This is a genomic window from Pseudogracilibacillus amylolyticus (SeqCode) (genome assembly GCF_051918545.1).
In the GTDB taxonomy this organism is placed as follows: Bacteria; Bacillota; Bacilli; order Bacillales; family Amphibacillaceae; genus Pseudogracilibacillus.
In genome coordinates this window covers 10178-31704 of record NZ_JBPPZG010000001.1, presented here as the reverse complement: position 1 = coordinate 31704, position 21527 = coordinate 10178, and the positions used below count along the sequence as shown (strand labels likewise).

General features: G+C 34.5%; 18 protein-coding genes. 14 read left to right on the top strand and 4 right to left on the bottom strand.

The window, feature by feature from the left end; all coding sequences use genetic code 11:
- Nucleotides 1–21: 21 nt before the first annotated feature.
- The 8 genes from ACPYKA_RS00135 to ACPYKA_RS00100 all read left to right on the top strand — a co-directional run bounded on the left by ACPYKA_RS00135 (nucleotide 22) and on the right by ACPYKA_RS00100 (nucleotide 9764).
- Nucleotides 22–1359, top strand: a complete 1338-nt coding sequence (locus ACPYKA_RS00135) for an ABC transporter substrate-binding protein (RefSeq protein ID WP_479540389.1) — start codon at nucleotides 22–24, stop codon at nucleotides 1357–1359.
- Between the two features lie 316 nt (nucleotides 1360–1675).
- Nucleotides 1676–2584, top strand: a complete 909-nt coding sequence (locus tag ACPYKA_RS00130; RefSeq protein WP_479540388.1) for a carbohydrate ABC transporter permease — start codon at nucleotides 1676–1678, stop codon at nucleotides 2582–2584.
- Nucleotides 2585–2596: 12 nt separating this feature from the next.
- Complete coding sequence (locus ACPYKA_RS00125; RefSeq protein ID WP_336258463.1) at nucleotides 2597–3418, top strand: carbohydrate ABC transporter permease; 822 nt, start codon at nucleotides 2597–2599, stop codon at nucleotides 3416–3418.
- A 31-nt stretch (nucleotides 3419–3449) separates the two neighbouring features.
- Nucleotides 3450–5138: an ROK family protein gene (locus ACPYKA_RS00120; protein WP_479540387.1), complete on the top strand. Its 1689-nt coding sequence runs from the start codon at nucleotides 3450–3452 to the stop codon at nucleotides 5136–5138.
- 39 nt (nucleotides 5139–5177) lie between these two features.
- Nucleotides 5178–6698 (top strand): DUF4127 family protein, encoded by a 1521-nt coding sequence (locus ACPYKA_RS00115; protein ID WP_479540386.1) that lies wholly within the window; start codon nucleotides 5178–5180, stop codon nucleotides 6696–6698.
- A gap of 46 nt (nucleotides 6699–6744) precedes the next feature.
- Nucleotides 6745–7449, top strand: a complete 705-nt coding sequence (locus ACPYKA_RS00110; protein ID WP_479540385.1) for an N-acetylmannosamine-6-phosphate 2-epimerase — start codon at nucleotides 6745–6747, stop codon at nucleotides 7447–7449.
- Nucleotides 7436–9022: an FAD-dependent oxidoreductase gene (locus tag ACPYKA_RS00105; protein ID WP_479540427.1), complete on the top strand. Its 1587-nt coding sequence runs from the start codon at nucleotides 7436–7438 to the stop codon at nucleotides 9020–9022. The genes ACPYKA_RS00110 and ACPYKA_RS00105 overlap by 14 nt, the downstream gene beginning before the upstream one ends.
- A 28-nt stretch (nucleotides 9023–9050) precedes the next feature.
- Nucleotides 9051–9764 (top strand): alpha/beta hydrolase, encoded by a 714-nt coding sequence (locus tag ACPYKA_RS00100; RefSeq protein WP_479540384.1) that lies wholly within the window; start codon nucleotides 9051–9053, stop codon nucleotides 9762–9764.
- A gap of 224 nt (nucleotides 9765–9988) precedes the next feature.
- Here the strand turns inward: ACPYKA_RS00100 and ACPYKA_RS00095 are convergent, their stop codons facing one another.
- The 4 genes from ACPYKA_RS00095 to ACPYKA_RS00080 form a co-directional block, all read right to left on the bottom strand.
- A complete protein-coding gene (locus ACPYKA_RS00095; RefSeq protein ID WP_479540383.1) occupies nucleotides 9989–10918 on the bottom strand; it encodes a PfkB family carbohydrate kinase in 930 nt (309 codons plus the stop codon).
- Entirely contained in the window at nucleotides 10915–12255 is a 1341-nt protein-coding gene (locus ACPYKA_RS00090) for a purine-cytosine permease family protein (RefSeq protein ID WP_479540382.1), read from the bottom strand. Before ACPYKA_RS00090 ends, ACPYKA_RS00095 begins: the two co-directional genes overlap by 4 nt.
- An 11-nt stretch (nucleotides 12256–12266) precedes the next feature.
- The gene (locus ACPYKA_RS00085) at nucleotides 12267–13256 is read right to left on the bottom strand and encodes an ADP-ribosylglycohydrolase family protein (RefSeq protein ID WP_479540381.1); all 990 of its coding nucleotides are present in this window, start codon (nucleotides 13254–13256) and stop codon (nucleotides 12267–12269) included.
- A 164-nt stretch (nucleotides 13257–13420) separates the two neighbouring features.
- Nucleotides 13421–14128 carry a GntR family transcriptional regulator gene (locus ACPYKA_RS00080; protein ID WP_479540380.1) on the bottom strand — a complete coding sequence of 236 codons (708 nt, stop codon included), beginning with the start codon at nucleotides 14126–14128 and terminating at the stop codon, nucleotides 13421–13423.
- A gap of 498 nt (nucleotides 14129–14626) precedes the next feature.
- Here ACPYKA_RS00080 and ACPYKA_RS00075 point away from each other — a divergent pair, with 498 nt between their 5' ends.
- The 6 genes from ACPYKA_RS00075 to ACPYKA_RS00050 form a co-directional block, all read left to right on the top strand.
- Nucleotides 14627–15331: a DUF5986 family protein gene (locus tag ACPYKA_RS00075; protein ID WP_479540379.1), complete on the top strand. Its 705-nt coding sequence runs from the start codon at nucleotides 14627–14629 to the stop codon at nucleotides 15329–15331.
- A 20-nt stretch (nucleotides 15332–15351) separates the two neighbouring features.
- On the top strand, nucleotides 15352–16515 hold the full coding sequence (locus ACPYKA_RS00070; RefSeq protein ID WP_479540378.1) for an XRE family transcriptional regulator: 1164 nt from the start codon (nucleotides 15352–15354) through the stop codon (nucleotides 16513–16515).
- A gap of 512 nt (nucleotides 16516–17027) precedes the next feature.
- Complete coding sequence (locus ACPYKA_RS00065; RefSeq protein ID WP_479540377.1) at nucleotides 17028–18008, top strand: hypothetical protein; 981 nt, start codon at nucleotides 17028–17030, stop codon at nucleotides 18006–18008.
- Complete coding sequence (locus ACPYKA_RS00060) at nucleotides 18008–18259, top strand: ABC-three component system middle component 6 (RefSeq protein ID WP_479540426.1); 252 nt, start codon at nucleotides 18008–18010, stop codon at nucleotides 18257–18259. The genes ACPYKA_RS00065 and ACPYKA_RS00060 overlap by 1 nt, the downstream gene beginning before the upstream one ends.
- Nucleotides 18240–19916, top strand: coding sequence for a DUF2326 domain-containing protein (locus ACPYKA_RS00055; protein WP_479540376.1), 1677 nt, complete (start codon nucleotides 18240–18242; stop codon nucleotides 19914–19916). Before ACPYKA_RS00060 ends, ACPYKA_RS00055 begins: the two co-directional genes overlap by 20 nt.
- A gap of 539 nt (nucleotides 19917–20455) precedes the next feature.
- Nucleotides 20456–21527, top strand: a 1072-nt coding sequence (locus ACPYKA_RS00050) for a DUF763 domain-containing protein (RefSeq protein ID WP_479540375.1), incomplete at its 3' end; no start/stop codon positions are given.

Below are 21527 nucleotides of genomic sequence, written 5' to 3'. Positions count from 1 at the left end.
AAAACAAGGAGGAAGGATTAAATGGGGAAAAGGGGAAAAATAACATTACTTAGTTTACTAATTGGGATCCTAGCGATTGGATTGATAGGTTGTGGCGGTAAAAAAGAAAACAGTAATGATAATACTCAAGAAGCGGATTCATCTGGTGAACTCTCTGGTGAGGTCGTAATGTGGACAGCTTCTTTAGCGGGAGAACCGTTTGATAGTTATTTTGCAGATATTAAGAAAGAGTTTGAAGATCTTCATCCAAATGTGGATGTCATTATAGAAGACATTCCGCAAAACGAGATAGAACAGAAAGTATTAACTTCATTATCCGGGGATGATGTTCCAGATGTAGTTAACTTGGCTCCACGTTACATGGTAAACATTGCTTCCCAAGGCGGATTATTAGAGTTGTCGGATTTAGTTACTGACGAAGTAAAAGATTCATACTTAGAAGGACCTTTTGATGCAGGGTATTTCGAAGACGGTCTTTATTCTTTACCTTGGTATTTGACAACAACTGTTAGCTGGTATAACAACGATCATTTTGAACAAGCTGGTATTACAGAAGTTCCATCAAACACACAAGAAATCTATGAAACTGCAAAATCGATAACAGAAAAAACAGGAAAACCTTCTTTTTTCCAGATTATTAACGAAGGGGATACTGTAATGGAAAAGATGCTTACCCTTGCAGACGGAGAACCAATTGTTAAAGATGGGAAAACGGTTCTACAAGATAATGAAGATATAGTTGAATTCTTTTCGTTAACGCAAAAAATGTATCAAGAAGGAATTATGCCTCAGGAAAATGCAGAAGGTACTTTCTCAACTGCTCAAGAGCTATTTATGGCTGGTAATATCTCATTAACGGAATCGGGTGTAACGTTTTTAGGACCGATTGAATCTGGAGCACCTGACATTTATGAAGTTTCTAAAGCAGCTCAACCATTGAATGACTTAGATGCAAGGATGAATGTTGCGGTTATGAATTTTTCAATTCCGGCAAAATCAGACAATCAAAATGCAGCAATAGCGTTAGCTGAATTTGTCACAAATGCAGAAAATCAACTTGAATTTGCTAAGATTGCTGGTACCGTTTTACCATCAACAAAAGCTTCATTGGAAGATGCGTATTTTACAGATCCAGGAGACTCTCCGAAAGCATTAGGAATGCTTGAAGCAGCTAAGTCCTTAGAGCGTGCTGAATCACTCATTCCACCAATTGAAAATAGTGCAGAACTTCGGGAAGTTGTAAAAAATACTTATGTAGAAAACTTACAAGGTAAGTTAACTCCTGAAGAAGCACTACAAAAAATAGCAGAAAAATGGGACGAATCTTTTGAGAAGACAGATATTCAGCCAACATTTTAATATAAAGTAATGGGACTGGAACAAAATTAAAATGATCAAATCTAATGACGAACAATGCACAAGAATAAGCCGAGGAAATAGGTAGAGTCCTGCGAGAGGAAAGGCATTGGTAGACCCTTTAGTTCGCCTGTATGAGGTTGGTGACAATCGTCACTTCCTTTGATGTCATCGACCCTAGATGCCGGGAGCGTAGGAGGCTTTCCAGCTACCTTTGGATGTGAGAAGTATATTTTTGGAGCGGATTATTTGCAGTTGTTCAAGTTTTATTTGATGAAACATTTTGTTCCAGTCTCTCTAATCTTACAGGGGGGATAAGGTGAGTAAAATTTCTTTCACACAAACTAAGAGAAAAATGATCCGACATTTAACACCTTGGCTTTTCTTACTCCCGTCCATCATAGTATTGATGACTTTTCTAATTATACCGATTATTGAAGCGTTCCGCTGGAGTGTGTTGGATTATAAAATTATTGCCGATACGAGTGAATTTGTTGGTTTAGATAATTTTAAAGAAATATTTTCAGATGATATGTTTTGGAAAGCCTTTGTGAATACAATCCTGTTTGTCGTTATTGTGCTTCCAATGAATATTTTTCTACCAATGATTTTGGCGGTTCTTGTCAATCAAAAACTTAGGACGGTTGGATTATTTCGTGTTTTATATTATGTTCCAGTCGTTACACCAATTGTTGTTACAGCATTAATGTGGAAAATGCTCTATTCACAAGAAAGTCTTCTGTCGACAATAATAGTTAAACTTGGGATTGTTGATTCGCCAATGAACTTTCTTACCAATTCTACAACCGCCTTGATTGCTGTTGCATTCATTACCGCCTGGAAAGGGTTAGGTTATTATATGATTATGTATTTAGCTAACCTTCAATCAATACCAAATCAATTGTATGAGTCAGCTAGTATAGATGGTGCAAATGGCATCCAGCAGTTTACTAAAATCACGATGCCGATGCTAATACCTTCCATAACATTAGTATCCGTCCTTACAATCGTTAATGGATTAAAGGTTTTTGAAGAAATTGCATTGACGACAAATGGTGGTCCTGCTGGAGCAACTACTACGTTAGTCATGTATATATATGATAAGTTTGTCAATTTGGACGTTAGTATTGCATCTGCGGCAGGAATCGTTTTATTGGCATTAGCAATCATAGGATCTTTGATACAAATGAAGCTGACGAGTAAACGTGAAGATGATTTGCGGGCTTAAGGAGTTGAAAAAATGAAAACAAAGGCAGGTAAAAAAATATTCATCTATGTCGTAATGATTGGTATTACGTTGGTAACCGTGGGTCCTTTTATGTATACTTTGTTTATTGCTTTGAAGGCCCCAAGTCAAGGGATTTATGACGGTTTATTACCAACGGATCCAACTATAACGAATTTTATTGATGCATTTAATAAGGCAAATTTCGGAACGTTTTTATGGAATACAATTATCGTAACAGGAATTGCAGTTCCGTTAAATATTTTGTTTAGTAGTCTTGCTGGGTATGCACTTTCTAGAATTGAATTTAAAGGAAGAGGCATTGTTTTAACCATCATCATTTCTACGATGACAGTACCCTTTCAACTTTATATGGCTCCGCTTTTTCAAATCGCTGGGGATCTTGGACTGCGAAATACACACCTCGGTCTAACAGTCTTACAAATTTCCACTGCATTTGGAATTTACTTTATGCGTCAAGCGTTTTTAAATATACCAAAGGAATTAGAGGAATCTGCCTACTTGGATGGTGCAAATCGTTTTCAAGTTTGGTTTAAAGTGGCTATGCCTCTCGTTAAACCTACGATTATTTCGTTAGCTATTTATACGTTTACGTTTACTTGGGGAGATTATTTGTGGCCTTTAATCAATACAACAGAAAGTAGCATGTATACGTTGTCGATCGGGTTAGCACAAATGTCACAAAATTTTGATGGCGGAAACTTAAAATTGATTAGTGCTGCTTCAATTTTAACGACGATTCCAAGTTTGTTAATTTTCATTTGGTTACAAAAGCACTTTATATCTGGTGTAACAGAAGGAGCAGTAAAAGGGTAATGATATTCAGACCTAAGGGGAGTTTTGTTCAATGAGAAAATTTATAGCATTTGATATAGGAGGTACGTTAATAAAATATGGAGTACTTACTGATAAAGGTAATTTTTTAGAAAGAAATGAAACAGCTACTCAAGCAGAATTTGGAGGCCCAGAGGTTTTAAGGAAGGTAAAAGAGATCGGTGATGGGCTTATAAAGCGTTATTCGATCGGTGGGATTTGTATTAGTACTGCTGGACAGGTTGATTCTAAAAAAGGGGAAATTTTGTATGCATCCTCGCTCATACCTGAATATACTGGTACCCCAATAAAAAAAGAGTTAGAAGCTTATTTCCGATTACCTGTTGAAGTGGAAAATGATGTTAATTGTGCAGGTTTAGCTGAATCTTGGATTGGAAAAGGAAGAGATGCAAAAAGTTTATTTTGTTTAACCGTAGGCACCGGAATTGGTGGAAGTTATATCATTGATAATAAATTACACACTGGTCACAGTTATAGTGGTGGTGAAATCGGATATATACCAATTGAAGGGGACCAATTTCAAGAATTAGCATCCACTAGAATATTAATAAAGAATGTGGCAAGAAGAAAAGAGGTCGCCGAAGAAAGTATTGACGGAAAAATCATTTTTGAGAATGCACGTAAAGGTGACGTCATTTGTATAGAAGAAATAGACAGGATGGTTTACTATCTTTCAAAAGGAATTGCAACAATTGCCTATATGATGAATCCAGAAATGATTGTCATTGGCGGTGGAATTACCAATCAAAGAGACTATTTATATCCGTTAATTAAGAAACAATTGAAGAAAGATATCATTCCAGCAATTTTAAAGAAAACAAAAATAGAAATTGCCGGAAACTTGAATGATGCTGGTATGATTGGAGCGTTACGCTTTTTCTTGTTACAGGAATCTATGCAGCCTTTTAATAAAATTACCACATTGATTGAATCGAACAGGCATAAATTGACAAAAGGTGAAAGAACGATTGCAACCTATATCATGAAAAATATGAATGATGTTCCTAATAACACCATTTCAGAAATGGCACAAAAGATCGACGTATCCGAATCGATGATTACAAGATTTTGCAAAAAGTTAGACATTGGGTCTTATAGTAAACTCCGTCTAATGGCAAAAGAGACGATTATTGGTACTCGTATACATGATAAAGCAGATACAAGTACCTTGGTGGAAGTAAAACAAGGTTATGTTGATATATTAAATAGATTGGAAACATTGAATAATACATTAGATATTGCAACGTTAAAGGATCAATTTGCCTTATCAGATAGACTTTTTCTGTATGGTACAGGCGAGATGGAATATGTGAATCAATTGACCAAATATAAACTGATGCAATACGGTATCTCGGTAGATGCTTTTTCAAGTAAATATGAAATGGACATGTCTAAGTTTATTCTAAAGCCTCAAACGATTGTTGTAGGGTTAAGTTTATCAGGATATGATAAAAGGATTATGGAGATGTTGAAATTCGCAAGTGAACTAGGATGCATGACGGTTGGAATAACTAGTCAGCAAGATTCACCAATAGCCAATATATCCGATTTATCCTTGCTACTACCATCTAAAGATGATGTTGAAAATTTTAAGGGTTCCATTAGTGAAGCCTCTATTTTATTTTTGTTAGAAGTTTTATTCAAGGAGCTACAAAATAATAATTATAAAAAAATTCGTGAATCTAGTATCGCTAAAACTTAATATGTGACTTGGAATATTAGATTCAGGAGGAAGAATAGCATGAAAATTCTTTATGTACCCATTGATGAAAGACCATGTAATACCCATATCGTTGAGAGAATTGCAAATACATCTGAAGATATAGAGTTACTTTTACCACCAAATGAATTCTTTGGAAATAAAAAAACCCCTTCGGACACGGAAAAAATATGGGAATGGATTGATAACGAGGCAACTCGATCTGATGCGATTATACTTAGTATTGACATGCTCATATATGGAGGTTTAATCCCTTCACGGTTACATAATTTAACAGAAGAGAAAGCAATTATGTGGATGAACCGTTTAAGGGATTTACGTAAAAAGAATTCCGATCTACCTATCTATGCATCGAACATGATTATGCGTACACCTAGATATAGCTCCAGTGATGAGGAACCAGATTACTATGAAGATTGGGGAAAGGAAATATATTTACAAGCTTATTTAAAGGATAAAAGCAGACGTGTCCAACTGTCTGCAAAAGAAAAAGATCAATTAGCTGAAATTCAAAATACGTTACCTCAAAACTTTGTAGAAGACTATGAGAAAAGAAGACATTTCAATTCCAAGGTGAACGAATATGTCCTTGATTTAGTGAAGGAAGAGGTAATCTCTTTTCTAGTTATTCCTCAAGATGATAGTGCGGAATTTGGTTATACAGCAATGGATCAAAAGGTAGTTGTTTCTAAACGTGAACAATTGCGTTTGTATAAACAGGTATTAATTTATCCAGGTGCAGACGAGGTAGGAGCAACATTGCTTGCTCGTCTTTATAACGAGATGAAAGGTTATCAACCAAAAATTTATCCAATTTGGAGCAGTACACTTGGACCTACACTTATTCCAATGTACGAGGATCGACCTTTTGCTGAAAGTATGAAGTCTCATATTTATGCTGCAGGATGTCGATTGGCAGAACGTCCAGAAGATGCTGATTTGATTCTAGCCTACAACGTTCCTGGACGAGTAATGCAGGAAGCTTGGGATCAGACTGAAAGAGATGTAACTTATTCAAGCTTTCGAAATATGTTGATATTTGTTGAGCAAATAAAAAAATATATTGAACAAGAAAAGCATGTAATCGTCGCAGATTCTGCTTTTGCTAACGGTGGCGATTATGAATTAATTAGGTTGATGGATAACGAGGGAATTCTAAGTAAACTGCTATCTTATAAGGGATGGAATACGAACTGTAATACATTAGGTACAACCATTTCTCAAGGTGTCATTGGTCAATTTGGCCATTTAAATAAAATACAAGAAAATATTATCTATCATTTATTAGATGACTTTTTATATCAAACTGAAATACGTATGCAGATGGTTTCTGATTTTTTATCAAAACATGACCTGAATTATTTTGATCTGAAAAGGAAGGCAGATATTGTCAATCAAGAGAGAGATAAACGATTACAAAACTCTTTTAATAAGGAATTTGGTCGTTCTTTTCACCATGTAAAAATAGAACAATTAAAAACATATGCCCCTTGGAATCGAATGTTTGAATGTGGGATCGACTTAAAAGTGAATTTTGGCTAATCTCCATTCTCACCGTATAAAAAAGTATGGGCAAGGAGAAGTAAGTATGAAAAAAAATAGTTTCTTAAATGAGATATATCACCATTTAATCGTATCTTGTCAGGCGCTTGAAGATGAACCATTACATGGAGCTGAAATCATGGCAAAAATGGCTCAAGCCGCAAAAGAAGGTGGAGCAAAAGCGATTAGATGCAACTCTGTATCAGATTGTATAGCCATTAAAAAACAAACAAATCTTCCAGTAATTGCAATTATTAAGCGTGATTATACTAATAGCGAAATATATATTACACCAACTATGAAAGAAATTAAAGAGTTGCTTACTGCACGTCCAGAAGTTATCGCTTTAGATGCAACGAAACGAACACGACCTCATCGAGAGGAATTAAAAGACTTGGTTGATTACATTCATGAAAATAGTGACACACTTGTTATGGGAGACATTGCGACACTTGAAGATGCAAAGTATGCTTATGAATGTAATGTGGACATTCTTTCTTCTACGCTTTCTGGTTATACAAAAGAAACAGAACAAAAGGATGGTCCGGATTTTGCTCTAGTGGAAGAACTTTGTAAAACATATACTATTCCGGTTATTGCAGAAGGAAAAATTAATACTCCTAATGAAGCAGAGAAAATGCTTGAATTAGGAGCTTGGTCAGTGGTTGTAGGAAGTGCTATTACAAGACCACAGTTAATTACGAAATCTTTTGTACAAGTAATAGAAAAAAAGGGTGATGGTTTTGCATAGGGAAAAAAGAGCAGATGTCATCGTTTTAGGTGGTGGTCTTGGTGGATGTATGGCATCTTTATCGGCAGCAAAAATGGGATTAAACGTGATTTTGACAGAGGAAACCGATTGGATTGGTGGTCAACTTACGAGCCAAGGTGTCCCTCTAGATGAACATCCATGGATTGAGCAATTCGGTTGTACAGCTACATATCGAGAATTTCGAAATAGAGTACGTGAATATTATAAAACAAATTATCCTTTAACTGATGCAGCAAAAAAGGATGATTTTTTAAATCCTGGAAACGCATGGGTTAGTCGCTTGTCTCATGAGCCGAAAGTAGCTTTAAAAGTGTTAGAAGACATGCTTGCACCTTATTTAAATAGTGGAAGAATTCAAGTCTACTATCACTACAAACCCGATTCCGCCAGTACAGACGGTGATTTTGTCACAACTGTAACGGTTCGTCATCTATTGAAAGGTGATAAAATAACGCTATTTGGTAAGTATTTCATTGATGCAACTGAAGTCGGTGATGTTTTACCACTTGCGAACGTGGAATATGTAACTGGAGCTGAATCAAAGGAAACAACAGGAGAACCACATGCCTTGGACCAAGAAGACCCACTTGATATGCAATCTATTACATATGTGTTTGCAGTAGATTATTTAGAAGGTAAAGATTTTACCATTGAAAAACCTGAGCAATATGAGTTTTGGAAGCAATTTATTCCTAGTTATTCAACATATCCTTTATTGAGTTGGTACGCAGTGAATAGCGAAGATACCTCTACGTTAAAGGAGTTTACATTATTCCCAAATGATAAGGACATTCCTTCTCTATTTACTTATCGTCGTGCATTAGCTGTCGATAATCTAAGTGATGACATATATGAAGGGGATGTATCATTAATCAACTGGCCACAAAATGATTATTTTTTAGGCGCAATTGTTGATGTGTCAGAAGAAGAAAGACAAAAAAATCTACATGGTGCAAAACAGTTAAGTTTATCTTTATTATATTGGCTCCAGACTGAAGCACCAAGGCTTGATGGCGGCAAAGGCTATCCAGGTCTACGGCTTAGAAAAGATGTACTTGGCACCGAGGATGGACTTGCAAAATACCCATATATAAGAGAGTCAAGAAGGATTAAATCCGTTTATACTATTACGGAAATGGATGTTAATAAACAATTTAGAGGGGAGAAAGGAATTCGCAAATATAAAGATAGTATTGGAGTAGGGAGCTACCATCTTGATTTGCATCACACCGTTCACTCTAATCGAACCTTTTATCTGTCAAGTTACCCGTACGAAATTCCTTTAGGTGCTGTATTACCAATAAGAATGAAAAATATATTGCCGGCTTGTAAAAATATTGGTACGACACAAATGACCAATGGTTGTTATCGTGTACATCCTACAGAGTGGAATATTGGGGAATCTGTCGGTTTTTTGGCTGCATATGCCATTTTAAATAATATTACTGTTCATGATGTGCGTGATAATCAAGATCATTTATTATCCTACCAGAAGATGTTGGATAAAAATGGTATTCAGCTACATTGGCCTGAAAATATTGATTTAGCCTAATTCTTTGAGGGAAGGAAATTGTGTTTTAATGAAGAACTCAAGAATATTTTCCAGTAAAACATTAAAAATAAACTATGAATATATTATGTTAAAATCAGTAGAAAATATAAAAGAAGCTTATGTTTTGTATGTGCAAGATGGAAAAGACTATTTAAGATTAGGTGGAATGGAAAAAACGTTTAAAAAACTTCTTGCAAGTAATCCACATCTAGCAAACAAAATGATAATTGTTCTAATTCATCCGGGAAGTTCATTGGAAAGATGGCATTCTTATAATAGAAGAGGAAATCGCTTTAAAAAATATATTCAATTTATGACAGATGAATTTATTCCTTCAATAGAAAAAGAAATAGAAACGTTTAATATAAATATTGTAAAACGTGGGTATCTTGGAGACTCATTGGCTGGTAATTTATCTTTTAATCTGGCTATGACAAATCCCGAAAAATGTACCCATTTATTGCTTCAATCAGCAGCCATTTCTAAAGAAGACATCCAATTGTTAGAAAGTGTTGACCATTTAAATTGGAACGTTTATCAAACAGTTGGTATATATGAGGATGATTTTATCTCCCCAATTACAAATGAAAAGATGAATATTCTATCGTATAATCGAGAATTAAATGATATGCTTACTAAAAAAGGTGCAACGATTCAATATATAGAACTAGAAGAAAACCACGAATGGGCTATTTGGAAAAGAGATTTGCCGAATGTATTAAATTATTTTATGACGAATTAAATTTATTGCTCAATTTTTACAGAGTCAGATTGACGGAGTTGAAAAAGTTGCAAGAAGCAGTGACGGAAAGAGTGGAAAAGAAACTAAAAGTATAAGTTATTAAAAAACCTGAATGGAAGTAATATCTTCCAATTCAGGTTTTTTAACGTAAGTATTAAAGATCTTCAACGTATTTTTTTGAGAATTTAATTGGTGTAAATTTTTTTCTTCTCAATAGTAAGTACTTATATCTCGTCCTCAAAAAGTTCCACATTCGCTCCCTGTACCTGAACAACTTTAGCAGCGGCATCATTTCCCCATATACAAGCCGTTTCTATAGATTGCTCATCAAGTAAGGCTCCGATAAAAGCAGCTGTATGCGTATCACCGGCACCGATTGTATCTACTAAAGGCACATTTCTGCCTGGACAAAGTTTTGATGTACCATTGTCTACATATAATGTTCCTTCACTACCAAGCGTAACTACTACTGGTTTATTCGTTTTTCTATTCATTGCTTTTGCAGCAGTTTCGATATCGTCCTGCTCGCTTAATGCTAAAAGTTCGTCTCGGTTGCAATGCAGAATGGTTCCTAATTCCAAGAGTTCGTTCAAGTGAGTTTTATTCATTTTACTGACTCGCGGAGATGGATCAAAGATAATATCTGTTTCCTCTTTTTTGTTTTGCAGTTGATTCAGCAACACTTTTGCTGATTCTCCTTCAAAAGAGTATCCCGATAAATATATATAATCATATTCTCGAAGGTTTACTTGTTCGAACCAGTCTTCCTGCCAGTCATTCTCTATCCCGGGAACAGTTATAAATGTCCGTTCTCCATTTTCTTCTACTATACATAAGCACCAACCGTTGTCTCCGTTTAAATCACTTAGCATTTGATCATGACCGTCTAGTGCAATCTGTTTTTTGATATGCATAGCATTGGGGCCATTTCCAATTGGGATCATCAAATCATAGGATGCATTTAGCTGTTTAAGGATATTACCAACATTATATGCACAGCCTCCTACAATGACGTCCTGACTACCGGCAAACACATCATCACCAGTTTTCGGAAGTGCTGGTATGGTTACGATAACATCAATGACAGCACTGCCCAATATCAATGCTTTCTTCTTACTGTTTATTTTATGAAAGCTTAGTTTATGTCCAGTCATGAAATTTCCTCCTGATACTGATCGGTTTTACGGAGAACATTCGTGATATAATAAAGTCCTCCACTTATTACAAACGTGATAAGCAGATCGAAGCTTGTAGAAGCAAAGAAAGTAAGAAGTAATCCGACAATAACGCCAGCAAACCAGCTTACCACACCGCCTAGATTTACTTTATTATACTCCGCATCTTCTAGCAATCTGGAATCATAGCCTTGATTTCTTCGTAAAAATATATAGTCAATGATGAAGATGGAAACCCAAGCGGCCAATCCGATACCTAGAAGCCCTAAAAATGCTTCAAAATAGCCAAGGAAATCTCTTGATACTACCAGTACATAAAGAGGTATCAATGTAATAATAATTGCATGTATCGTAATTGCAGTAGAATCCTTCATCTGTATATTAAAGGTTCCCATAATCAATCTGGAAGACTTTAAGCCGATAAAGCACATAGGAGTAAGACCTCCAAGTGCAGCGAAAAGATAAATGACGGTCATCCATTCTGGTAGTATTTCACTGATAAGTAAGATAGGGTTTTCTGCACTGGATAACTCTGGTGCGGACGTGGCTAACAGGATTCCTGTACCAATGATAAAAAATAACGGAATGAATGCACCTATTGTTACATTACCGATAATGGCTGAAGATTTGTTGTTTCTTTTTTGAAAACGGCTATAATCTGCAGATGCATTTGTCCAAGTTAAGCCAGTCCCGACGATAACAAACGCAAGTGCAGGTAAGAAACCAGTCAACCAGGGACCGCTGCTCATGGAAAAGAGCGTATTCCAATCTGTTTTAGGTATCAGCATAGCAAGAACAAGTAAAGTTAGTCCGCCGAACACATACGTGAAAAATGTTTGAATCGATACAAGCGTTTCATGTGAAAAAAAACTGGACGTAATAACCAGACCTGCAAAAATAGCCAAGCTGATCACGATTAATAAGGTGTTAGTACTTATTCCAAAAGCGCTGAATAGAGCCAAAAGGGTTAATGTACCTGTTGAAACGTTAACAGATAACCAGCCAACTTGTCCAGCCCAGCCAATAAAGGCAGGAATATGATTTCCTTTAAAGCCATATGCAGCTCTGGAAAGCATAAATGTGACAGCTCCACTATCTCTTCCAGCAAGGCTTGCATAACCGACAAGTGCAAAAGACAATGGTCCAAGAATTGCAACGAGGATCGATTGTAGGAAACTTAAGCCATATCCTATAATGATTGCTCCATATACAATACCGAGTATTCCCATATTAGCAGCAAACCAAATGAAAAAGAGATCTCTTGGCTTACCCGTTTTCTCTTCATCCGTCAGAAATATTTTCTCTTTATTTTCCATGTGAATCCCTCCTATTTTAGCCTTTCTTTTTCCAACATCTCAGCATAATCGTGTAACTGCACATCGTTATTTTGATCTATCATATTAATCCAATCTTTGTTAATTGTTTTATATCCAGACTTTGCTCCGCAAATAGCAGTGGCCATAGCACCAATTGTATCAGTATCTCCCCCGATATTTGCACAGAAAAGGGCACAATCATGGGGATCCTTGCAATAATAAGCAATTGCTAATGCAGCTGGAACTGATTCACTTGTTAAGGTGCCACAGCCTATTACATCATAAATCCGCTGTGCAAAAACTTCCTCATTATCTTTGTATGTTTCGGCAAATTCCATACCTAACTTTAGTCGCTCAGGAATAGATGCAGAAAATGTTTCTTCACCTTCTTTAACAGCTATATCAAAAATACTAATAGTTGATTCCATTATTTCATTCCAGGATTTATCTTCTATTGCCAAGCTAACCGCATGTGCAATCATACTAGCACCAGCAATTGCTACGTCACTGGCATGTGTTGGTTGGCTGACTTTACGCACATAATTTACTAATTCAGCTTGTTGTGTGCTGGAAAAAAGCGTGCCAATCGGAGCAATTCTCATGGCAGCTCCATTTGTCAACGCTTTCTTTGTGTGCACAGATGGATCTTCACCGACCTTAATAGCGTTTAAAGCTGCCTTAGAACTTGGTCCAAGAATATTATTGTCAAAAGCGTTTGTGTCATTTGCCCAATTAATTAAAGCCTCTGCAATAAGTTTGTCAGATGGCTTAAAGTTATTTTTATTAAGTGCATCAAGTATAAGTAATGCTTGGGCTGTGTCGTCGGTAAATTGTCCTTTTGTAAAGTTACACGCAACTTCATTCTCTACAGGACCATCCAAGAAAGTAGTGATTCTGCCAAAAAATTCTTTTACCTTTCGCCTGCTCCATAATTCAGATGGCATGCCAAATGCATCACCAATTGCTAAACCATATAACGTTCCTAGAATCTTATCTTTCATTTATACATCCTCCTAACTTGTCCACTCATACGTATGAGTTAATTAAAGTATAAATCGCTCCTAGGATATTGTCAATCATGTTAGATTAAAGTTTATAACTCTTTAAGTTGGTTTTTAGCTTTAATCTAACATGCTTGAAAGGGGCTTTATTGTAAAAGTAATATTTATGAATGGATGTATTGAGAAAGTTTGAACTTAAAATTTGGACTATAAATAATTTCGAGGCGTTCTATTTCAATGTTACTCTCCGTTAGAACAATGCCGGAACTTTTTAATAAAGGTTGTTCTTTTTGTAACTCTAATCTTTCACATATTAGTGGTGTACTCATTATTGGTTCTAAGTTCAAATTTGTGTAGTGTGGGTGAATGTTATAGGTTTCCCGCATTAATTCATAGAGTGATACGGAGGAAAAGTCATTTGATTCCAGATTGGGAAATATTTTTAAAGGTAGGTGGGAAGTATCAATGGTCATCCAAGTTGTTGTTTCCTCCGATTTTAACCCTCGTAAACGAACCAGCTTTAAAAAATAATCTCCATCTTTAGAATAGGTTTTCTTTTCCAATACTTTGGTAATTGGTATTTGGTTGTGTCTTCGAGCTAAATCCGAAAACCCTTGGAAATTCCATACTGTATCCTTTGTCTCACGAAGTCTAACGTATGTTCCCTTGCCATGTACCTGTTGAACAAGCCCTTCTTTATTGAGTTCAGCTATTGCTTTACGGATGGTTGTTCTAGTGATTTGATATTCCTTCATGAGTTGAGTTTCGGATGGAAGCAGATCCATCTCCTTAAAAACGCCATTTAGGATTTGGGATCGAAGTATTCGTTTTAATTGAACATATAGTGGAATAACATCATTTTTATTTAGCATAATGGTCTCCTGTAACATCTTTGAAAGTAATGATTTAAGTATTGATCACTATTTTCGATATACCAGTCATTTTTTTAAAAGTATGATCCTGATTTTTGAAAAACAAATAAAAAGTATTAGAAATCTGTACAACTGGGTTTATTCAAGAATGATATAAACGAGAATGTGATACTTGTAGTCTATAATTATAACATATTTTATCACTATTTTTTAGAGTGTTTTGAGTTAAAGTAGCCAGTATGTAAACATTTGTCACTTGATGGTACATTTTAATGGCTGTAATCATATAGTGTGTTCTAATTGTTTCTTCAAATGAATCAATACAGCAATTTTATTACAAACCATTGTTGTAGAATGATCCATATGTGAATTGTGATATTTTTAAGCAATCATTTTACTAACTAATTCATCTAAAATCATTATAAAACCATCAAAAGTTGACTTTTATATAAAAATATCTAAAATAGGATATATAGTAAATTTGCGGGAGGGCTTATAATGATAGATATTAACGAGGAAATTTTTGAAAAATTTGTTAATGCTTTAGTTTACAAAGATGATGAAGCAGAAGAATATTTTCAGCGTTCCATCAATAATAAGTCAGGCAGAGGAACGCAAAACGGGAAACATCAGGTTCGTTGGTCTCGTAAATATAATTCAATTATGGAAATTGCTGAAGGAAATGGCCTGAATGCTTATAAGATAAATCGTGTTATATGGGAAGCTGTTATTGTTCAAGATGAAAATGGTAGTATTTATTTGTTTTTTAGAGATAGAAATATAAAAAATATAATGAAAAAAGGTAAAGAAACTCATTATGCAAAACTAATTATTCGTGCTGTAAATGAGGCTTTTGATGAATTAAGTCCACTACATAGTCAAGGAACTTTTTCATTTTCAGAAGAAGAAGCGGAACCTATGTATCCTGATGAATATCTTATGGAGCTTGCACAAAAAATCAAAAGTATATTTGAAAAAGAACCGGAAAAAGCCGTAATAATAACATTTGATTCTAAACATAGCCATGATATTGCACATGCATATATATATAATACGAGGTATGAAGTTGTCTGGGATAAAGATTTGACACACCTTATTGATACAGATTATAATCCTGTGTTAGAGCGTGACGATGTAAAACCTGAAAAGCAAGAAAGTAGTAGAAAAGCAATTCCAAAACGTATTGTGAAGTTAAAACAATAGTAAAGTATGGTGATGTAATTATGAGTCGGGTTTTTAATGGAAGTCGTTTAAAAGAGGCTCGATTGTATAATCAGCTAACAATTACTAAATTAGCTAAAGAATTAGATATTAGTAAACAGATGATTTCAAAGTACGAAAACGGGAAATCAGAACCAAGCTTTGAAAAATCTCTTCTACTGACTTCGATTTTAAATTATCCTAGAGAGTTTTTTTACTCAAAAGACCCCGTAGAAATAAAGAATGAAGGTATATTTTTTAGATCACGTTTAACAGCAACTCAAAGATCAAAAAAACCAGCAGCAATTGCTTTGAAATATTCGGTAATGGTGAGAGATTTTTTAGAACAGTACATAGATTTCCCTATATTACGAAGAAGAGATCATTATAACGATATTGAGGATATTGAAGAAGTAGCTTTACAAATTAGATCTGAAATGGGATTAGGTCTAGAGCCTATTGAAGATATAGTCGAAGTAGCTGAACTAATGGGATTCACCGTTATAAATTTGCCCTATCCAGGAGAAAAGGTTGATGCATTTAGCAGTATGTATACTGTTGATGATAAAGAATATTTTGTTATTGTTACAGGTGATTCGGGATCTTTCTATAGACAACAATTTAGCATTGCACATGAAATTGGGCATTGGGTATTACATCAGGGAATCGATCCACAAGATTTAGACAAGGATGAATACAAATTAATTGAAGAAGAATCAAACAAATTCAGTTCATGCTTCTTACTTCCAGCTGAAACTTTTGGCGAAGAGCTAAAATTAAAGATTTTAGATGATATTGATACATATTATCACATGAAGAGAAAATGGAAAGTATCGATTGCCGCTATGATAAAGCGGGCTCGGGACTTGGAAATTATTTCAGTTGAACAAGAAATAAAGCTTTATAAACAAATGCATTATCGAAATTGGAGAAATCCAGAACCATTTGATTTAGAGACAATAGTTACTGAACCAGTAGCATTTAAGCAATCATTGGAATTGTTAATTGATGAGAATATATTACAGGGGCATGAAATTAAAAGTAAAATTGCACTAGAGTATAATTTATATATTACTGATAACATGCTAGCTCAAATATGCGGGGTAGACAAAGCAATTTTTAGTAATAATAATGAATCAAAGGTAGTTCTAAAACTTAAAGATTATAGAAAAAGAGAGGCTCATTAGCAACAAAGGTAACGCATGAGCCTTTTTGAGCTGTTTCATCACAAAATCAAGACGGAGTTGAGTTACTCGATTTAAGCACTAGGGTGATCATGTAGAAATATAGTCATGCAGCTTAGGTGACATTGTTCATTTGTTGCGAGTCTTATTTATGAAACAGTTATTCTGCAACCCGTTAGAATGATACCATGAACAAAAGTTAAGATATAATTTAGTTGTGGTTTCGAAAGACTTAAGCCTAGGGCAAAAATAAAAGTGACGATATACGAATAAAAAGTTTGAATGTCCTTTTTTTTTAGTTCATTAGATAAAGGTACCTAAAATATGGACCTTGTTGACAAAATCTTGTACGACATTTTTTGCAAGAGTCTAGTCATAAAGAGATCTTGTGACTTACAAATATGTTACAATACAAATTAATAAGCTTTAAAACAGAATAACGATTATTAAACATAAATCAACCTAGATAAACATAAAACGCTAACAATCAATAATGTTTGGAAATGGAGAAAGATATGAAAAAGAACGAGATTATCGAGTTGATTTGTATCAAATTACAAAGTCTAACGAAACTTAATTTTCAAATTAATTTAGGTTATGTATTGAAAGAATTTTATGTGTATAAAGGATTGACATATGAAATGCCATCCGCAAGTGGTGGTGATGATAAAAATGACGGCTGGGTTGAGGAAGAGAAAAAGTTTTATCAAATCTATGCTCCGGCACAGATCCGATCAAGCTTTGCAAAAGATATTAAAGATAAATTTGAAGAGGATTTATCTGGACTGTTAGAAAAGCTTTCTGAAGGCAAGTGGAACGGAGACATCAATTATTATATTTTTATTGTTAATACGTTTGATGATCATTTGCCCAAAGACCCAGATAGATTTTTTGAAAAAACAGTTGTAAAATTACAGGAGAAATCTGGTTATAGATTTGAATATGAGGTTATTAATTTACAGTACATAAAAAGAATGTTACGTGAAGTTAAAGATATACAAGTACTTGAAAACATGTTAGGTAGTATTAATTTGACTATGGACATCCCAATTGGAACCATTACTGACAAGGCAATGTATGATTTCTTAACAAATTTAGGGAATCAAATAATGACTTCCACATATGCAGATAATAAGAGTAAGAACTATATTAGAATTTCAAATGAGAATAAAATAAGTATTAACAAATTAGATAGTAAAAAAGAAGAAATTAATAGAATAATAGAAAACTTATACATAGTAGAAAATGCTGTTTCTATGCTTCACCAGAATATTGATACAAGTGATTTATTTGATAAAATAAAGGGATATGTCATTAATTTATATCAATTATTATCAGCTGATTTTCAAGGTCAGGAATTGCTTGAGGAAATGTATAAAGGAATAAGTAAGTTAAGTTCGCATAATTTATTGGTAGAGGTACCATCAAAGTATTTAATTATTTATATATTTGATCATTGTGATATTTTTGAAAAAGAGGAGGAAAAGGAGTGTTAATGCCTAATAAGTATATTACTTTAGTGGAGAGTTGTATAGGCATTAGTGGATTACTTTTAGATTGTTTAGGTAGAAATAAAATGACGATAGATGAATTATGGGCGGAGTTTTCAAAGAAAAATAAGGATGCGGATAATATTAGGTTTCCTTCTTATGAGAAGTTCATATATTCAATTGATTTTATGTATTTAACAAATATGATTGAATATACGGATCAAGGAGAGATTTATAATGAAAATATTAGAAATTAAAATAATGTCTCCTACTGAGGAACCTGTTAGAAAAGTAAAATTTAAGAAAAATGGATTAACTTTTATTTACGGGGATATCAAACGCCCGGAAAACAGAACTTCAACTATAAACAGTTTAGGAAAAACATTACTTTTAAAAATGATTGATTATTTGTTAGGAGCAAATAATGATTCAGCCATCATGAAAGAAGCGATACATGGCTATTATTTGGATGCAAAGGTACAATTTAATAATGATATTTACAACGTAAAAAGAATTATTGGAACAACTGATCCATCTATCTTTATTAATGGTGCAGAGAAAAGTGTTACTGAATATAGAGACTTTTTTGGAATCAAAAGGCAGGATTATGATAAGCAGGTGATTTTAACACCAAAATCAAGTTTGGTTTCGTTAAGACAGAATCCATCAATTTCGGATTTTGAAACAATACTTCGAATGCTATCATTTGATGATTTAAATAAAGAAATTAAAAACATTTACAAGACGCAAGATGACATAAAACGTTTCAAGAAAAATAAGCAAGACCTTATTTCGTCATTTGAAAACAATTTGAAAAAGAACAATGAAACAATAGAACAAAGAATATATTTAATTGATAAAAAAGCAGAAGAGTACAAAAAAGTAATTGAAGATATGGCAAAGAAAATTAAATCATTAGAAATAACAAATTATAAACAATCAAGTATTAAAGAGTATGAAAATATCAATATAAAATATAAGCGATTACGAGGTACTATCGAACGATTGTATATAGAAAAAACTAGGTTTTCTAACTATATGAAGGAAGTGGAAAGTACCGACGTTACAAATGCTCAGTTGCTAACACTGTTTGAAAAAGCTAAAGTTGAAATACCATCTATGGTTGTTCGACAATTGAGCGATGTGGAGAAATTTCATCAAAGTGTTGTAAAGGATCGTAAAGAAACAATCAAAAAAAGAATAAATGAATTGGAAAATACGATAGATAAATATAACGAGGAAGCTGAATTGTTGGCAAATCAGTTATCTGAGCTGGGAAGATTAATTGCGGAAAACAGAGTGTATCAGGAAGCGATAGAAATATACGAAAAATATACAAATAAATTACGTGATATAACATATGAACAAGGACAATTGTCACGTATAAAGGAAATTGATGAAGATATAGATGATAAAGATTCTAATTTAGTATACCAATTTGATCGTGCAAAACAATCTCTTGATGAAAACCTTATTAAAGAATACCGGGATTTTGTTTATGAGTTTGTAAAAGATATTTATGATGAACAAGTTGAAACATTTTTTGATTTAAACATCAAGGAAAAACACCAAGTTCATCGTCCAATTGAATTTGTATTAAAGATGACTGGAGATACTGGTGAAGGTATTACAGAGGTACAAAAAAATATTATTGATTATCTATTGTTTAAATATAATCGGGATTTAGAATTAATGATTCAAGACTCGTCCTGTTATAATGGGATAGATCCTCGCCAGGTGTCTAATATGTTACTATATCTAAATGAAATAGCAGTTATACAAGAAAAACAAGCGATTGTTTCTATCAATAAATATCAACTTAGTCCAGGACACGAAATTTTTGAATTAATAAATGATGATGAAACAGGAGTTACATTATCGGAAAATGAAAAGTTATTAAAGTTTAATTTTTAATGGAGCAAGTAGAACTGAATTTTCTGTTTAATGATATTAAGTTAGCGACCAGAGAAAGAGACACTAAAAAAAGTGACTGTATAATAGAGTCATGTTTGTATGCATATTTAAGGTTTTCTATTTACCCTACTGGCACCGTGGCCCGTCGAAAATGGCTTTATATTTACGCACTATTGACTTGCTCAAAAGTCCGTAGAAGTGGCTCAATTTATATGGAATAATCAGGTCTATGTTGTTTAATGTAGTAACTCAAGCTGCAGAAGAATTTGACTTGCAAGCTAAAAAGCATTTATATTAATTGTTTTGATCCTAGTTTGTGGAGTAGGGATTTATAGTTTTATGGATTTAGCTATTTCTATGGCTAGTCCTTGGGAAGTTCGTATCCATCTGGGTACGAACTTTTTACTGTAAATTCAATTAAATTGATATGAAATCCTTAATTTGAGGATTCAGTTTATCAAAGACTTATCATCAACTTACATATCAACTTACATACTCCCTTTCAGCATGGTAAAATAGAAGCAGTGAGGTGAAACAACATGAAAACGGGTCTAGCGAATGTGCCGCTCCATGGTGGATTCTGTCCGCCGTGGTTATTTAAAAAAATGCGAGACCTTGGTGCAACGATTATTGAAGTAATTGTAATGGAATATGGTACACAAGAAGTTTTGAGAAGGCTGTCGGATCCTGTTTGGTTTCAGTCGTTTGGTAGTGTGCTAGGGTTTGATTGGCATTCATCAGGACTAACAACGGTCGTATGCGGGGCTCTTAAAGAAGGGCTTAAAGATGCTCAAGGGGAATTAGGTTTATTTCTTGTTGGGGGAAAAGGGAAAGCGTCAAGGAAAACCCCAACCGAAATTATCGAAACAGGAGATAAATATGGTTTATCCAATGATTTATTCGCTTTACAGCAAACGAGCCGAACAGTGGCAAAAGTAGATTCCGCAGCGGTGCAGGATGGATATCAGCTATATCATCATTTCCTTGTATTTGATCGGGATGGAAATTGGGCAGTCATCCAACAAGGAATGAACAGTAAAAATCGTTATGCTCGCAGGTACCACTGGTTAAATGAAGACCTCACTGATTTCACAAGAGATCCACATAAAGCAGTGTGTGGAACGACGGAAAAACATGTACTAAATTTAGTTGCTGGGAAAAATGAGGCGACTAGGCTTGCTTCGGTGGAAATTTGCCAAGAAAAGCCGGAAGAAATTAAAAAAGTATATCATGCGATCGTGGAACATAATGGTAAAACAAAACAAGAACCTGAGCAATTAAGCCTTTTTGAAGATCCTGATGATAGTCGTTTAACGAGCGAACAAGCCCGTTCGATTATTACGATGCCTCCAGAGCATCCAATTCCGTCTCCGCGTTATTTGGACAAAATGTTATATGAAATGTATGACCGTCCACCGGAAACATATCAACAGTTATTGGAGCGAAAAGGGGTCGGCCCAAGTACATTGCGCGCGTTAGCAATGGTTGCAGAAGTGACGCATGGTGCTCAACCGACGTTTCATGACCCAGTTCGGTATGCCTTTGCGCACGGTGGTAAGGATAATTTTCCGTTTCCAGTCTCCCGTGAGGACGTGGATCATTCCCTGTCTG

Bases quoted from the DNA above. Each gene is read 5' to 3' on its own strand.
- ACPYKA_RS00135 (WP_479540389.1), top strand. From the start codon at position 22: ATGGGGAAAAGGGGAAAAATAACATTACTTAGTTTACTAATTGGGATC.
- ACPYKA_RS00125 (WP_336258463.1), top strand. From the start codon at position 2,597: ATGAAAACAAAGGCAGGTAAAAAAATATTCATCTATGTCGTAATGATT.
- ACPYKA_RS00120 (WP_479540387.1), top strand. From the start codon at position 3,450: ATGAGAAAATTTATAGCATTTGATATAGGAGGTACGTTAATAAAATAT.
- ACPYKA_RS00115 (WP_479540386.1), top strand. From the start codon at position 5,178: ATGAAAATTCTTTATGTACCCATTGATGAAAGACCATGTAATACCCAT.
- ACPYKA_RS00110 (WP_479540385.1), top strand. From the start codon at position 6,745: ATGAAAAAAAATAGTTTCTTAAATGAGATATATCACCATTTAATCGTA.
- ACPYKA_RS00105 (WP_479540427.1), top strand. From the start codon at position 7,436: ATGGTTTTGCATAGGGAAAAAAGAGCAGATGTCATCGTTTTAGGTGGT.
- ACPYKA_RS00100 (WP_479540384.1), top strand. From the start codon at position 9,051: ATGAAGAACTCAAGAATATTTTCCAGTAAAACATTAAAAATAAACTAT.
- ACPYKA_RS00095 (WP_479540383.1), bottom strand. From the start codon at position 10,918: ATGACTGGACATAAACTAAGCTTTCATAAAATAAACAGTAAGAAGAAA.
- ACPYKA_RS00090 (WP_479540382.1), bottom strand. From the start codon at position 12,255: ATGGAAAATAAAGAGAAAATATTTCTGACGGATGAAGAGAAAACGGGT.
- ACPYKA_RS00085 (WP_479540381.1), bottom strand. From the start codon at position 13,256: ATGAAAGATAAGATTCTAGGAACGTTATATGGTTTAGCAATTGGTGAT.
- ACPYKA_RS00080 (WP_479540380.1), bottom strand. From the start codon at position 14,128: ATGCTAAATAAAAATGATGTTATTCCACTATATGTTCAATTAAAACGA.
- ACPYKA_RS00075 (WP_479540379.1), top strand. From the start codon at position 14,627: ATGATAGATATTAACGAGGAAATTTTTGAAAAATTTGTTAATGCTTTA.
- ACPYKA_RS00070 (WP_479540378.1), top strand. From the start codon at position 15,352: ATGAGTCGGGTTTTTAATGGAAGTCGTTTAAAAGAGGCTCGATTGTAT.
- ACPYKA_RS00065 (WP_479540377.1), top strand. From the start codon at position 17,028: ATGAAAAAGAACGAGATTATCGAGTTGATTTGTATCAAATTACAAAGT.
- ACPYKA_RS00060 (WP_479540426.1), top strand. From the start codon at position 18,008: ATGCCTAATAAGTATATTACTTTAGTGGAGAGTTGTATAGGCATTAGT.
- ACPYKA_RS00055 (WP_479540376.1), top strand. From the start codon at position 18,240: ATGAAAATATTAGAAATTAAAATAATGTCTCCTACTGAGGAACCTGTT.